Annotated in this window: 13 protein-coding genes; 10 read left to right on the plus strand and 3 right to left on the minus strand. The window is 41.4% G+C overall.

Going from position 1 to position 15694, the window contains the following annotated elements:
- The 10 genes from GVO63_RS00405 to GVO63_RS00450 are packed head-to-tail and all read left to right on the plus strand — an operon-like array spanning position 1 to position 11770.
- Positions 1-1110 (plus strand): glycosyltransferase, encoded by a 1110-nt coding sequence (locus GVO63_RS00405; protein ID WP_159577686.1) that lies wholly within the window; start codon positions 1-3, stop codon positions 1108-1110.
- Positions 1103-2119: a polysaccharide deacetylase family protein gene (locus GVO63_RS00410; RefSeq protein WP_159577687.1), complete on the plus strand. Its 1017-nt coding sequence runs from the start codon at positions 1103-1105 to the stop codon at positions 2117-2119. Before GVO63_RS00405 ends, GVO63_RS00410 begins: the two co-directional genes overlap by 8 nt.
- Entirely contained in the window at positions 2119-3192 is a 1074-nt protein-coding gene (locus tag GVO63_RS00415) for a GNAT family N-acetyltransferase (RefSeq protein ID WP_159577688.1), read from the plus strand. Before GVO63_RS00410 ends, GVO63_RS00415 begins: the two co-directional genes overlap by 1 nt.
- 12 nt (positions 3193-3204) lie before the next feature.
- Positions 3205-5085 carry an asparagine synthase (glutamine-hydrolyzing) gene (gene asnB / locus GVO63_RS00420; protein ID WP_159577689.1) on the plus strand — a complete coding sequence of 627 codons (1881 nt, stop codon included), beginning with the start codon at positions 3205-3207 and terminating at the stop codon, positions 5083-5085.
- Entirely contained in the window at positions 5075-6139 is a 1065-nt protein-coding gene (locus GVO63_RS00425) for an acyltransferase (RefSeq protein WP_159577896.1), read from the plus strand. The genes asnB and GVO63_RS00425 overlap by 11 nt, the downstream gene beginning before the upstream one ends.
- Entirely contained in the window at positions 6136-7245 is a 1110-nt protein-coding gene (locus GVO63_RS00430) for a glycosyltransferase family 4 protein (protein ID WP_308469283.1), read from the plus strand. Before GVO63_RS00425 ends, GVO63_RS00430 begins: the two co-directional genes overlap by 4 nt.
- Positions 7246-7247: 2 nt before the next feature.
- A complete protein-coding gene (locus GVO63_RS00435; RefSeq protein WP_159577690.1) occupies positions 7248-8639 on the plus strand; it encodes a hypothetical protein in 1392 nt (463 codons plus the stop codon).
- On the plus strand, positions 8626-9522 hold the full coding sequence (locus GVO63_RS00440; protein ID WP_159577691.1) for a glycosyltransferase: 897 nt from the start codon (positions 8626-8628) through the stop codon (positions 9520-9522). Before GVO63_RS00435 ends, GVO63_RS00440 begins: the two co-directional genes overlap by 14 nt.
- Before the next feature lie 5 nt (positions 9523-9527).
- On the plus strand, positions 9528-10850 hold the full coding sequence (locus tag GVO63_RS00445) for a glycosyltransferase family 4 protein (protein ID WP_236552015.1): 1323 nt from the start codon (positions 9528-9530) through the stop codon (positions 10848-10850).
- Positions 10847-11770 carry a polysaccharide pyruvyl transferase family protein gene (locus GVO63_RS00450; RefSeq protein WP_159577692.1) on the plus strand — a complete coding sequence of 308 codons (924 nt, stop codon included), beginning with the start codon at positions 10847-10849 and terminating at the stop codon, positions 11768-11770. The genes GVO63_RS00445 and GVO63_RS00450 overlap by 4 nt, the downstream gene beginning before the upstream one ends.
- 106 nt (positions 11771-11876) lie before the next feature.
- Here GVO63_RS00450 and GVO63_RS00455 read toward each other — a convergent pair whose 3' ends face one another.
- From GVO63_RS00455 to GVO63_RS00465, 3 genes are all read right to left on the minus strand, one after another.
- Complete coding sequence (locus GVO63_RS00455; protein ID WP_159577693.1) at positions 11877-13325, minus strand: oligosaccharide flippase family protein; 1449 nt, start codon at positions 13323-13325, stop codon at positions 11877-11879.
- Positions 13326-13435: 110 nt separating this feature from the next.
- A complete protein-coding gene (locus tag GVO63_RS00460) occupies positions 13436-14539 on the minus strand; it encodes a polysaccharide pyruvyl transferase family protein (RefSeq protein ID WP_159577694.1) in 1104 nt (367 codons plus the stop codon).
- 88 nt (positions 14540-14627) lie between these two features.
- A complete protein-coding gene (locus GVO63_RS00465) occupies positions 14628-15692 on the minus strand; it encodes a polysaccharide pyruvyl transferase family protein (protein ID WP_159577695.1) in 1065 nt (354 codons plus the stop codon).
- Positions 15693-15694 lie beyond the last annotated feature (2 nt).

The following is a 15694-nucleotide window of genomic DNA, read 5'->3' on the forward strand; positions in this document are numbered from 1 at the left end:
ATGAAAGTCTTACAGTTTATTTGTTCAACCGGATTTTACGGGGCAGAAAGATGGGTGTTAGCGTTATCAAAGCATTTACCAGAAAGTGTCTCGAGTGAGCTTGTTGTTACCTTAGAACCAGGTACTGAAGAGCTAGAGCTTGTCAAGCAGTTCAAAGCAATAGGAAAGACTCACCAGATTCCTATGCAGGGCCGTTTTGATTTGCGTGCCGTTTCAAAACTCGCGGATTTAATTCAAGAGCAAGATATCGATATTATCCACACTCATGGCTATAAGTCAGATATTTTAGGGGTGATGGCCGCTAGAAAAGCAGGGATTCCGTGTGTTGTCACACCTCATGGATTTGAAAATGCTTCAGACTTGAAACTACGCTTCTTTATTTGGTTAGGGTGTCAGTCGATGCGCTTTGCCGACAAAGTTGTTCCACTTTCTAAGCAACTAATGAGTGATGTGGAGAAGTTTAATATATCGCCTGACAAGCTTGAGTATATCCAAAATGGCGTTGACTTGTCTGAAGTAGAAGCCGTTAGACAAACGAAAACAGACAAGCCAAAAGAAAAGAAGACCATTGGCTTTGTGGGCCAAATGATCAGCAGGAAAAATATAAAAGCCATTTTAGACTGCTTCGAGTCTTTATATAAAAAGCGACAAGATATTGAATTGGTACTATTGGGTGACGGCGAGGATCGCCCTAGCCTAGAGGCGTATTCAAAAACACTTGCTAGTGCCAACGACATTCATTTTTTAGGCTTTAGGAACGACAGATTACAACTGCTGCGCGACTTTGACTTATTCGTGATGACATCAACGCTTGAGGGCATTCCTCGCTGCTTAATGGAAGCATGCGCCATGGAAATTCCGGTGTCTGCTTATGATATTGCGGGTATCGACCAGCTAATAACTCACAACGAGTCTGGTTTATTGGCCCCTCTTCACGACAGCAAGCAGCTTGAGGAAGATTGGGAGAAGCTGCTAGATGACAAGGCGCTCGCCTCTTCATTAGCTCAAAACTCAAAGTTGTTTGTAGAAGCCCATTTCTCTGCCAAGAGAATGGCTGATGAATACCTTGAATTATTCAAGGGCATCCTGAAAGAGAGTGTAAATGCATAAACAGGACATGTTATTTGTTTTAACTATTGATACTGAAGAAGAATGGCAGTGGGATGAAGAGTTCCCGCAGCATAACTGTTCAGTTGAAAACGTTAAAAAACTTCCTGCATTTCAAACTTTCTGTGAAAACCTGGGTATTCGTCCTACCTATTTTGTCGATTACGCCGTAGCAAGCAATAATGTTGGTAGTCAAACACTTCGAACGTTTGCTAAATCTAACAGCGCGGAGATTGGAGCACATTTACACCCTTGGTGTAACCCTCCCTATTTCGGTAAGACAACTGAGGCCGAGTCTCACGTTATTAATTTGCCTTTAGAGCAAGTCGAACAAAAACTCGATGGACTAAACGCCCTCTTATATAACGAAATAGGCGTTCGTCCACAATCCTTTAGAAGCGGGCGATGGGGCGTAAGTGCCAAAATGCTTAGATTACTTGCATCAAGAGGCTATGTCGTAGATTCAAGCGTTTACCCCTTTTACAGGAATGACTATTTTAGCTGCCTTGGTGCGCCAGAATCACCTTACTGGCCCTCTTTTGACAATGCATTGGCGCCTGGGGAACAGCGACAATTGCTAGAAATTCCGGTAACTGCCGGGTTTAATATTCAAAACTTCTCTTTTGGTGAACGCATTCATAATCGACTATCTAAACCGCCTTTTAATTGGTTTAAATCTGTCGGTCTACTTTGGCACAGTAGACTTTTAAGAAAGATTTATTTGAGTCCAGAGCTTACCGAAATCGAAGACATGCTTGCGTTAGTCGACCAAAGCATTCAGAAAAGACAACCCGTTATTCATATGTATTTACACAGCTCTAGTCTAATCGACGGAGCAACGGGCCTTTTAGACGGGCCAAATGCATTTGAAACAATATGCCAGCGCATTGAGGTAGTAACTCAACACTTAGCGAAAAATGCCAATGTTAAATTTTGCACTATCTCAGAAGCCAAGGTGCACTTAAGTAACCGCAGCGCTTCAAACGGTGTTGTTAAAGGTGACCAAAATTAATGACGGCACATCAAAATACAACGTTACGAATAGCGTCAGCCAGCGACAAACCTTTGTGGGATGCCTATGTATCACAACACAAAAATGCTTCCGCTTATCACAAGTTTGCGTGGCTTGAAGCGGTAAGGGCCGCTTACGGTCATTCAATGCTTGGCGTTATTGCCACATGTGCTAATACGGGGCAAGTTGTTGGTGTTTTCCCTGCTGTTTTAATGAATATACCTTTACTGGGCAAGCAAATATGTTCCTTACCTTATTGCGATGTAGGCTATGGCTTAGCCGACAACGACAAGGTGTTAAATGACATGCATGCGCTTCTTGCTGCGCAGATGCGAAACGTAACAGGAAAAAAATTAGAAATTAGAGGTATAGAACAATCACCTTTAAACAAAACTCAGTTTGAGAACAAAAAAGTACGTATGCTTTTGCCTCTGCCCGAGTCAAGTGAAATACTGTTATCAAGTTTCAAATCTAAATTACGCAGCCAAATAAGGAAGGCGGAAAAAAATGGGCTTACCTTTGAGTTAGGCACATCGAACGTCCTGATAAGTGATTTCTACAACGTATATGCTCAAAACATGAGAGATCTCGGCTCTCCTGTTCATGCCGAAAAATGGTTCAAGGCAATTATAAAAAGTTACGGCCAAAGTAGTTTAATTAGCGTGGTTTATCACGATGGCCAGCCTATTGGTGGTGGCATTATCATAAAGTCGGGCGACAACGCTTCTATTCCATGGGCCTCAACACTTCGTGACTTCAATCGTCTTGCTCCTAATATGTTGCTGTATTGGTCTTTGCTTTCCCATTGCGCCGACAATGGCGTGAAAGTTTTTGACTTTGGCCGCTCAACCTTTGAAGAAGGTACATATAAATTTAAAAAACAATGGGGCGCAGAGCCTCAACTGCTTAATTGGCAGAGTTTCGATAAGAATAATGAGCTGATAGACGCTAAAAGCGACGCTGAGTCAGGCTCAAGCAAGGTAAGAGAAATAGCCGAAAACATTTGGCGTGAACTTCCCTTAAAATTTACCATTGTAACTGGGTCAATTCTTCGACCTTATATCAGTTTGTAGGGATAACCATTCATGTGTGGCATTGCAGGATTTAGCCTTTTTAATTTCAACGAAGGCGGTGAAACTTCATTAGAGGCTATGCACAAGGCTATTCATCATAGAGGCCCAGATGCCAGCGGCACGTATATCGATGAACATATCGGCCTTTGTCATAGGCGGCTGAGTATTCTTGATCTTTCAGAAGCAGGCAATCAGCCCATGTACTCGAAAGAGGGTGACTTGGTTATTGTTTTTAATGGCGAGATCTACAACTTCCTTGAATTGCGAGCCGAACTTGAAAACGACGGTGTTACATTTAAAAGCCATACAGATACCGAAGTTATCTTAGAACTATACGCGCGCGAAGGAACCAAGTGTTTAGATAAACTAAACGGAATGTTTGCCTTTGCTCTGTGGGACAAAAACAAGCAAGAATTGTTTATTGCACGAGATCGATTGGGTAAAAAACCCCTTTACTATTTTAATGATAATGGTCGATTTGCATTTGGCTCTGAGATTAAAGCTATATTGGCGTTGGAGAACATTCCAAGGGAAATTCGCTTAGACGCTGTATATGACTTCTTTGCGTATCAATACGTTCCCGACCCAAAGAGTATTTTTAAGCACATTCAAAAGTTACCACCTGCCCATTATTTAATTCTTAATAAAGACGGTTTCAGCATTCATGAATATTGGGATTTGAGCTTTAAAAACACCACAAGTGCCAGTGAAGATGCCAATAAAGCGCAGTTAAAGACCTTACTTGAAAAAGTAACCAAACAAAGAATGATCAGTGATGTTCCGCTTGGCGCTTTCTTAAGCGGCGGTGTGGATAGCTCGGGTGTTGTCGCTATGATGGCGCAAGCCAGCGAAACTCCAGTAAAAACTTGTACCATCGGATTTGATGATAAAGCATTTAACGAAGCGGATTTCGCTCGTGAAATAGCTGAAAAATACGAAACAGAGCACCATGAATTTACTGTTCACCAAAACGTAAGCGACAGATTAGAACATATTGTAAGCTTTTTTGACGAGCCTTTTGCTGACCCTTCGCTTGTGCCGACCTTCTTCGTTTCGGAACTGGCAAAAAAGGCTGTAACCGTTGCCCTCGCAGGAGACGGCGGCGATGAGATGTTCGCTGGCTACGAAAAGTACTCGATAGACGATGTTGAAAACAAGCTAAGAAACAAGTTTCCCGAAGCGGTCCGCAAGTCTGTTTTTCCACATTTAGCCAAGTTAGTTGGGAAAGTGCCAGGCACGATTGGAAAAAAAGCCAAATCATTGCTTACAAGCTTATCTCACGAGCCAGCGATGGGCTTTTATATAACTAACAGTATGATGACCGACGAAATGTGGCAAAGCTTAGTTAAGCCTGAAGTTGCACAGCAACTCGCCGATTACCACCCTAGTCAATATACCTTAGACATGTATAACAAAGCCGACGGTCCGGACCATTTAAGCAAAATTCTTTACACTGATATTAAGACCTACATGACAGGCGACATCTTAGTAAAAGTTGATCGTATGAGTATGGCAAACTCGTTAGAGGTACGAGCGCCAATTCTGGATTACCAAGTTGCAGAGTTCGCCGCTACCCTGCCCTCTTCACAGAAATATCGCGACGGTGAGAAAAAATACTTACTTAAAGAAGTCTTTAAGCCCTTTATACCCGATTCACTGTTGTATAGAAAGAAAATGGGCTTCAGCACGCCGCTAGATGAGTGGTTTAGAGGTGAATTGAAATCACTGTCTGAATCTCAAATCATTGATTCACAGCGCGGGCTTAAGGACTTATTCGAGAGTTGTGTTATAAACAAACTTTGGGAAGAACATCAAACGCGCAAAGCTGACCATGGCATAGTACTGTGGAGTATGTTGATGTATCAAATGTGGTTTGAAAAATATGCAGCGTAATTTTTCATTGGATTGCTTTAGAGCTCTCGCCATTATGTTGGTATTTACCGCACACAGCATTTTAGCTTTTGGTGCACCTGCCATTTTGGCGCCGTTTCAATTCGGAGGAACTGGCGTGGACCTTTTCTTTGTGTTGTCAGGCTGGCTAATAGGCAACCAATTATTGCTGGAAAAGAAAAGATTTGGTGATATTGATGTACCGCGCTTTTGGATCAGGCGGTGGATGCGAACTATGCCAGCTTATTATGCTGTGCTACTTGTCACTATTTTACAGCTTTATTTAACAAAAGAAGATTTCTCTTTTCCCTGGACTCATCTGTTCTTTTTGCAAAACTACCTTGGTGATCTTAGTGTTTTCTATGTAAGTTGGTCTTTATCCGTGGAAGAGCAATTTTACTTATTTATTGCCCCATTGTTCGTACTTACATTAGCTCTCGACAAAAAGTATCAAGTTTTCGTCTTATTAACGTTATTAGTTTGCCCTTCTATTTTTCGTTACCTCGAACTTTACTCCTCTCATACCGAAACTCACGTTAGGTTAGATTGTTGCGCGATGGGTGTATTACTAGCTTATTTGAAGCACTATAAGCAGCATGTTTGGGGTGAAGCACAGAAAAAAATTAACGTTTTTTTTATTGCTTCAATTGCAGCCTACGCGTTTTTCTATATCGCCAGGTACAATCGTGAGTGGGAAATCGGTGACCCTAGCAGCTTGGGGCTTGCATTCATGTTTGGGATTTGGATTGTCTGGGGCGAGCAAACCAACTTCAATCCAACAGGTATAGCGTCGCGCGCTGTCATGCACATATCTACACGTTCTTATGCCATGTACTTATTGCACGTTGACGCACTTGCAGTATTAAATAAACTCGACCTTAACAACACTTCTTTTCCAATCTACTACGTAGCGGCGTTGTTTATGACTCTGCTGTTATCTGAATTTTTGTATCGCTTTGTAGAGTTGCCTTTTATGAAGTCTCGATCTAAGTTTTCGTTTTCGCAGTCCCGTGCGCACAACGATAGAACTCAAAAGATGAAGATGGAAGGTATATGATTAAAGTTCTACACGTTACCTATGACATGCGTATTGGCGGCACTGAAATGGTAATAAAGAATATTATTGACGGCAATTCTGATCGTTCCATTGCGATGTCGATATTCTGTATTGAAGAGCCTTTAGGACCTTGGGGAGAAGAGCTGAGAAAAGCTGGCACGGATATCTCTACCGCTCATCGTCAACCTGGCTTTGACACTTCGCTTATTAAATCGTTAAAACGGCATATCGAGCACTATGACATCGACGTCGTGCATTGCCATCAGTATACTCCTTGGGTTTACGGCACGCTTGCCGCATTGTTCACTAAAGCCAAAGTTATTTTCACAGAACACGGCAGATTTTACCCTGATTCAACGAGCTGGAAACGCCAGCTTGTAAACCCAGTTCTAATGAGAGCAACTAAAAAGGCAACTGCAATCTCGCACGCCACCAAAGACGCGCTCGAAGAATATGAGTTTATTCCTAAAGCACGAATAGACGTTATTTATAACGGCATTAAATCACTTCAAGTCGATAATACAATAAAGGCCATTACAAAAAGCGAACTAGCCATTCCAGAGGGGAGTATTGTCCTTGGCACGATAGCGCGTTTTGACCCGATTAAAAATCAAGAAATGATGATAAAAGCATTTTCAGCAGCTTTGAAAGAAAATCAAAATTTAATTCTTGTACTTGTTGGAGACGGTGAAATGCGACCAACACTTGAAGCACTTGTGCAAAAAGAAGGAATTGAAGATCATGTGCGCTTTACTGGTTATATAAAAGATCCAAGCCACCATCTCGCCATAATGGATATTTTTCTACTTTCTTCGTTGAGTGAAGGCACATCAATGACGCTGCTTGAAGCTATGTCATTGTCTAAGCCTTGCATTGTTACCGATGCAGGTGGAAATTCCGAGATTGTTGAGCATCAACAAACTGGCCTGGTTACAGAAAACGCAAATCAGAAGGCATTCACTAGCGCTATCAATACACTTTGCTCATCCCCCATGTCTCTCAAGGAAATGGGGGCCAATGGCTATAGGGTATTTTGCGAAAAGTTTAATGCGACGAATATGGTGGCACAATACGCTCATCTTTATCGGGAAATAACAGGAAGATAACTATGTGTTTGACAAAACATTCTACTCAACTCCTCCTGCTAATTGTGGTTAGTGTTTTTGGTTCAACCTGTGTGACTAAAGCTTCTGCCAGTGAGCAATGTGACGATAAACGACAAGAAGTATCGCAATATCTGGGGCTAAACCAGAAAAAAGCATTGTTAACATGCTCGCAAGTAAACCAAGCGTACGAATTAATTCATTCTCCTAAACTTGACATTTCGGCATGGGAATACGAAGGCGGTTTCCGGCTATCGACCAAACGCGCTGGCAAAGCGGAGAATTCAACTATAGATTTTTCATTGGGTATTTTCAGTCTTAGTACATCTAAAAAATCAATGTTTGTGGCTAGCAACCCAAGATTAGGAGGCATTGGTGAATTCCTTATCCCTCCAATAATAAAGTCAGAAGACTTGAGGGATTTTGTGAAAGGCGAAACTGTTCTGCAGAACTTTATTCCGCTAATAAATAACCCAAGAGTTTCAACCGGTATTGGGGGTTACTTTCGCATTACTGGCATTAAGCAAATTGATAATGCGTTAATGGTCAACTACATCAACTGGTATGATGCAACGGCCACGGAAACTGATACGAGTATTATGATATGGGATGCAAATAATCTTGCTGAGAGCAAAATGTACGGCCCTTATCAATTACAAGGCGCAGCTCATGCAGCTGGCTGGTTAAGCGAAATTCCGTCTAATTTAACCGACCTTTTTGACGCTTCGCACATCACGGGCTCACAATCTAACGCAGCGATATCCTCTAGGTTGTCTATTGGCCCGACGGCATTTGCCTTTAACCCAAGAAAAGATGTTATTTACGGTCCGTCAGGGTTTGTTCAAACACAGGCCCTGCTCGACTTTTCCATGAAAAACCCACTTTACGACCACAGCGTATATGAATATCAACCGGAATTTAAACCCTTAAGTATTAATGAAGACGGGTTAAACAAAATGTGGACACTGTCTTCGGGGGCCTCTTTTGGTTTCATTATCCCTGGTACACGCACTTATTTGACACTGGGTAAATCAGCTGGTCACGAAAGTGGTATTGGCTATAAAATCGAGCAAAACAATGGACATAAATGCGGAGGTCCATGCCCATACGATGCATCTGATTACTATAGCTTTTATTGGGCATGGGACGTGGTAGATTTACTGAAAGCCAAGCTTAATTTAACAATGCCCTACAATCTTCAACCTTACGAACACGGCAAGTTTCCTTTGCCCGCAAGGTACAAAGGATTGGCAATAGGTGGAGCCGACTATGATGCTGAGCAAGGAAGGCTATTTATTTCCTTAACAAAAGGCGACACGCTTGGAAAATATGCTAGACCACCTTTGTTTCTTACCTATAAACGTAAAGTATCCACACTAAAAAATGAAACAAAATAATCAAAAAGTGAGTGTCATTATGCCTGCTTATAATTCTTCTCACTACGTAGAAGAATCAATAAGCAGTGTGCTGAATCAAACTCACCGAAACATTGAGCTTATTGTGATTGACGATGGTTCCACAGATGAGACGTGGACCATTATAAATGCATGGTCAGAACGTGACGACCGCATAATTGCTATGAGACAAAAAAATCAAGGTGTTTCTGCGGCCCGCAACAATGCTATTTCGAAGTCTACGGGCGATTTTATCGCATTTTGTGACTCGGACGACGTATGGTATGCAAACAAGCTTGAACGCCAATTAGATACAATTGGAGGCGCGGCATGGTCGCACTGCGATTCGCAATATGTAGGTCTGGGATACGAGGACAAAACGGTTTACCGCTCTACTTACAGCCACCTTTATGACGAAAATATATTCGCGCATTTGGCTGTCGAAAATTTTATCACTACTTCATCACTTTTAATTAAGTCGGATATTTTTAGAAGCTTTTGTGGCTTTGATGAGTCTTTAGTGGCACTGGAAGACTGGAAACTATGGCTTCAAATAGCAAAGGATCATCCAATTGTACTGTGTGACGAAGTGCTTTTAAATTATAGAGTTCAACCGCAATCTACGTCTCGCAATGCACGCTCATTATTACCTGTACATCTCGAAATACTTGATGAAACCTTCAACGACGAAGAATTGAGAAACAGCACGTTAAAAAAAGAAGCTAAATGCCGTGCTTATCTTATTTTTTCTTATATCGCTGAAGAGAAAAACGATCACCTTTTCTCTTTGCAATGTTCGTTAAATCTTTTTTTATGCAAAGGGAATGCTATGAGTGTCAAGCGCATATTGCGTACTTTTTTTAACTTAATCACCAAAAATAAGTGATAAATATGAAGTTAGGACATAGTAAGGATCGATTAATAGAATTTATTAAGTTCGATCACAACAGCAAAAAAGGGCTACTTGTTGGGTGTGTAAGGTTGTGTGCATTTGTACTATGGAAACTTGGTTCTAGAAGTAAGGCGTTCACTCTGGTTTCAGCAGTTTTCAGAACGGGGTGGTCTGGCAGTTACTCACTAGGTGTAGAATACGCAAAACGGTATTTCGTTACCGGTCAGCAATATGAAAACGAAATACAGGACGCATTTATTAATGCCGTTGAGCCTCTATCAAATACGGCGGAATTCTTTACCTCACCTGAAAAGATGCTAAATGGAATTATCACCATACTGAAAAAGCCTAATGGATCTGAGAAAGGCGTAATTATTATTAACTATAGTTACTACTTCCCTTTGTTCCTGCGCTTTTTCAAAGCAGAAGAAATTTTAGAAGATTATCATCTCATTCTGGAGCCTAGTTGGGCAGGTTTTTGCGAGTCGAATATTCTTATTTACACGCAGCTAAAGTTTCCAATTTTCATTCAAACCTATGAAGATAGAGACTACAACTTCGTTAAAGCACTCAATTCAAATCTTATTCCAATTAAGGTCGGCCCAAGCTGGTTTATAAATTATAAGAATTTCGCTCCCCCCCTTAAAGATGAAGAAAGAGACATAGATTTAATTGTTGTGGCTGCATGGGCGAAGTACAAGCGTCATAGAGCACTTTTCCGCGCTTTGAAGGGCGTAGTGTCAAGAAAGCCCGACTTCAAGATTGTATTAGTCGGATACCCTGGTGACATATCACAATCTGATATCCTTTCGTATGCAGATGAAATGGGGCTTGCTGAAAATGTAAAGATTTACGAATGGATAACACCTCAAGAAGTCGCTGAATTATATAAGCGGGCAAAAATAAACGTCTTATGGTCAAAGTTTGAGGGTAACAACAGGGCGATTATTGAAGGAATGCTGTGTGATACACCGGTAATAATGAGAGAAAACCATAATTACGGTGAAAAATACGATTTTATAAATGCACGAACAGGTTACTTTGCAAACGAGCAAGATCTTGAATCTAAGGTATTGAGTTTATTAAACAGTGAGGAAACCTTCTCTCCAAGAGAGTATATTTTAAACAATAGGAATTGCGACGTAGCCACGCAAATGATGCAAGACGTGATAAGAGACTACGAGTTAGAACAAAATAGCGACGTAAAATGGCACTCAAACCTCGCAGTAAAAGTGAATGACTTACATGGCATGCATTACCTTTATGAAGAGCAGAATGCATTTGACGATTGTTATAGTTGGATTGAAAAGAAACTAAAATGAATAAAGAGAAAGATGATGAGTTGGTAGTGTTAATCCAACAGCTTGGTGGAACGATAAACTACCTGCCCAATCCCGGCAATGCAGGTGACTCACTTATCGCATGTGCAACGTATCAATTTTTTGAAAGAAACAATATAGAGTACAAATGCTGCCAGTCAGAAAAAGATATCTCAGACAATGATATTCTTGTTTATGGTGGAGGCGGCAATTTTGGTGGTGAAAATAGCCGTGTTGGTTATTACATCAAAAAATACGCTTCTCACGTGAAAGCCTTTATATTGTTACCTCACACGCTTTTTGGTGCAGAAGAGTTATTGCAATCGCTTCCTGAAACCGTTCATCTCTTTTGCCGAGAACGAGTTTCTTATGAATTTGCTAGCAAAATGGTAACAAGAGCCAACGTATACCTTCACGATGACATGGTTTTAAGCGCAGAAGTGGAAAAGATGCTATCAAAACCTGCCAGCCAATCGGCGTTGGGTAGTGTTGGTTCAGAATTGAAGCGCCGCGCACTCTTTAAAAATGAAGATTTTGGTATATCGCTGAAGCACTACCTTGCCTACACTTTAAAATCACTGTTTGGTCATCCCTACCCGAGCAAACCTCAAAGCGGTGAACTCAATGCATTTAGAATAGACGTTGAAAAAACTGACATTCCCATTCCCTCAGACAACGTTGACGTATCGGCACTGTATGAGTTGAGTTCATGCGAACCTAAGCTCGCCAAGCTGTCTACATTTCGTTTTTTATCGCACATTAACGCCTTTGAAACGGTGAACACCAACAGGCTGCACGTAGCCATTGCGGCGGCTAAGTTAGGTAAAACAGTAAATCTATACGGTAATAACTACTTTAAAATACGCGCTATTTACGAGTATTCACTTAAAGGAAAATACGCAAACGTAGTGTGGAAAGAATAAGCGCAATATTCATTAAGCTATTTATTGCTGACCATACTTTAAGTATGCTCAGCAATAGGAACGCTGCAACTCATTCGATTTAACAACTAAATAACTCTTCATTAAATCAACTTGCCCGCCTAGAGCGAATAAAGCGCAAGCCTAACGAACTAACTTCTTCAAGTATTCTGTGCCTTTTAAATAAAAACAGAAAAAATAAACACGCTACAAGATAAACTCCAAAGTATAGAGCACTCCCTAATACAAGATAGAGTATTCCCTGCCCCGTCAACATTTGTGCTGATAAGACAGCACCAAAACACGCCGTGGCCAACAGCGCACACATAAACAGTAAGCTAACTACGGGCAGCCCAAACCGCATAGAACAAAACACCAGCAAGATGCCCAGCACAGTGAAAGCGAATACTAGCCTTGCGATAATAAATTCTTCCATACTGCCTGAGAAGAAAAACGCAAACAGGCCTAATAATAAGCTCAACGTTACCATTTCATAAACCGACAATAGCTTTACATCACCATTTGCAATAAGCCCTTGCTGAACAAAAGTGGACACGGCAAATGTAATGGTGAACACGGCTAATAGCGGTAATAAGTGCGCAAAGGGCAGCCACTGCTGTCCTAAAAACAGCGAAACAAGTTCTTGGTTAAAAACGTGTAGATAACCGATTACGGGAAAAATCGCACAAAGCAGTATGGTAAGCACAACCACAATGTGCTCTCCAATTGGATCGCCCCTTCTTTTTATTTCAGAAAAGCTTGCTAGGAATACATTAGATACAGGAGCGATTATTTCTCTACTTGGTAAGAATGAAAGGTTTCTCATTAAGCTAAAACCACCGAGCTGATCTGCACCGTACATTTTACTAATGAAAATCACGTCGAACTCGGCGCGCACGTATCCCAAAATAGAACGAATGAGCATCCACAATGAAAAACTCATTTGCTCCTTTATGCGGCTCAATGAAAACTTCAAAGGATAAGGCGCATACCAATGAGAGAGCAGTGTTTTGCTGGTGTATGCTGCCAGCACGCCTATTATCATGGCCCAATAGTTCTCTAAAATGAAAGCCAGCACCACTGTAACTAAGAAACTCACAACTCTCTCAATCAAGAGTATTTTAGAAATGATGCCGTATTCCAAATCTCTTCTATGCATAAAGAGTTGGGGGCTAGCAAAGGCAGAAATTGGTAACACAAGTGCCATAGCGCGTATCGCAGATTCAGCTTCTGGTGCGTTCAAAAAGTTGGCCAGTACAGGCGTAAGTGCAAGCAGCGCAACAAACAGCGCGAGTTTAGACAATATTGAAATCGTCCATGCCGTTACAATATCGCTATTATCCAGGGTCTTCTTCTGAATGATATATTGCTGAGTGCCTCCCTCAGACAATGTATCGAAAAGAAAGACAAGCATTGTAGCTATTGCAACCACGCCAAAATCTTGGGGCGTTAATAAACGCGCAAGAATCAGCAGGCTAATAATACCTATGCCGCGTTGGAATAATCGAACAATAAGGATCAGCGACGTACTGCTGGCCACTTTTCTCGCTAAGTTCAAACTTTTAAATCCTTATCGACTGTGTTCCACACAAAGCACACATCAAGAAGCCTTGATGTAGAACGCACAACAGTTTTCATTTATCAACATTCCTCGAGTCAGTGAAATATTCAGTCAAACACGGCATGCGTGAAGTTTTTTTCAGCGTCATTCTCGCAACGCTTTATACTTTGCGAAAAGTCGTGCCCTTCCAGCATTTTTTCAACAATACTAACCAAACTATCAGGCGACACTTCAAAATCCCCTACCCGAAATTTCTCTGGCCAATCAATATCTTTAAGAAAGTTGCTGGCTTTTTCATGCACTTCGGCTAATAAAAAAGGAACGTGAGCCATAAACGCGTAAATTGCGCCATGTAGTCTAAAGCTTAAAAATGCGTCACACTCGCCAATCTGATGCCACATACTCATAGGGTCGGTGACATAGTCGAACAACTCAACGCTCACAGTCGAGTCAAGAAGTCGAACAAATTCCTGCGTTGCAGCCATGTCACCGTGCAATTCATGGCCGTTGAACACAAAGAGTCTAAGCGCAACATCACCGCCCCTTTTAGCATTCAACGTATTAATTGCGGAGGCCAGAATTTGCAGTCGTTCGCTATTTTCGTGACGCACTTTTCCTGTTTTTCCACTGAACGAACACAGTGCTAACCCGATGGTTGATTTAGTGCTCTCCTGCTTTGCTTTTAAATCTAACTTGTCAACCTTTGGCAACAGCCCAGCAAGATCGAAGGCATGTGTGCAAGCTAAGTCTAAATTGTAACTCTGCACCAATTCATAAGACTTAAGGTCTCTAACACAAAGAAAAGACATGCGTTTCATAAACTCGATAACTTTCTTTTCGTGTGCCACCGAATCAAAGGGACCTACAGAAACCCCAATAGCCCCAATCTTTAAGTCATACTTTTCAAAGTTTTTATTGGCATATTCCATTTCCCACCAGTCTTTGCCGTGGAAGATGGAACCACCAGAATACACAAGATGCTTATTTTTCTTAAAATGCCTATCTAACAATAACTCGTTAATGAACTGCAGACGATATGGCAATGTTTTCATAATCGGCTTTGCTTTGTTGGATAGCTTAGGAATTTTTTTAGAAAAGAAATAACTGGTATCAGCGCCCCAGTAATGCTGCGCTCCCCACTCTGCGACTTTGCAAAAGCAATCGTCGCCCGTATTTTTCATACCGTAGAAGCCACTAAAGGTAACATTCATACCTATCCCTTATTTTGTTCAATGCGCGCAATTCCACAAATTATTTTTTGCATTAACACCATGGCTTGCTGCTTTATTGCATTTATGATTAATCTTTGGCGATTTTTGACGCTAGGCTATTTATGTAACTACCCGCTTCTGCATTTTCAGCAAGCTTCACATCAAGCTTACTTCGGTCGCTGCTACATTCAGCTAGAAGCGACTCAACTCTATGCTTCAAAACAGATGCGTCTTCTGCTTGCTTGACATCAACCCCGTCAACTTCCGTGTGTGACGTCAAGAATGCCTTCATTTTGTCATCGCAAAGTAACGGCAAGAAAGAAATTCCCATACCGAAACCCATTATACAGCCGTGCAGACGACTACTCACAATAACGCGAGCATTACTTACCTTTTTCAACATTCGACCATGAGAAGAATCCATATTAGTATGCTCTTGATATTCCAACCCCAAAGCTTCAGCTACAGCCATCAGATTTTTTGATATTGTATCTAGGTCAGCGCCTGCCAACCTTACATCTGACGGATGGATTAGATGCAAAAGAACGTTTGAAGAACGTGCTTGTGATTGCCAGTAACGTGGAACCAGATAGTTTATTGAGGGGCAAGCGGTAAGAACTAGTTTGTTAGGTGCAAATTGCTCTAAAAAGTTAAAGGTATATTCATCTCTCACGCCTAAATGGTCGGCGACTTTTGCGATTTCAGGAAATAAATCACCTTTCATTTCTCCTCTTCCAGACATCTTATTAATGCCAATACCATGCGCGGTGAAACGTAACCCACTTTGAAGCACAACGTGCCAAAACGGTTCAAAGACTGGCTGTAAAAGGCCTCCTCCGCCAATTACCAGCAGCACATTTGGGTTATGCTGCTTTAAGTAGTCAATGTGCGCTTTAAACTCCTTTAACCATACAGGAGAACAAAAAAGGTCGGGGCCGTCTTTACCCACTATTTCTTTTAAACCAAGATGGGAAATATAGTCCCCAACGTTTCTTTTGTTTGCATAAATGTAAACGACAGGAGCGGTTTTTAAGTATTTTTTCCTCGTGAACTTTTGCTTTAAGTAGAATGAAAGTGAGCCATAAAGATCAAATTTTTCAGCAAAATACAGTTCAAAACGCCATCGCAAAGGTTCCACCAACTTGGATATCAAGA

It is taken from the genome of Alteromonas sp. KUL106, assembly GCF_009811415.1.
Lineage (GTDB): Bacteria > Pseudomonadota > Gammaproteobacteria > Enterobacterales > Alteromonadaceae > Alteromonas.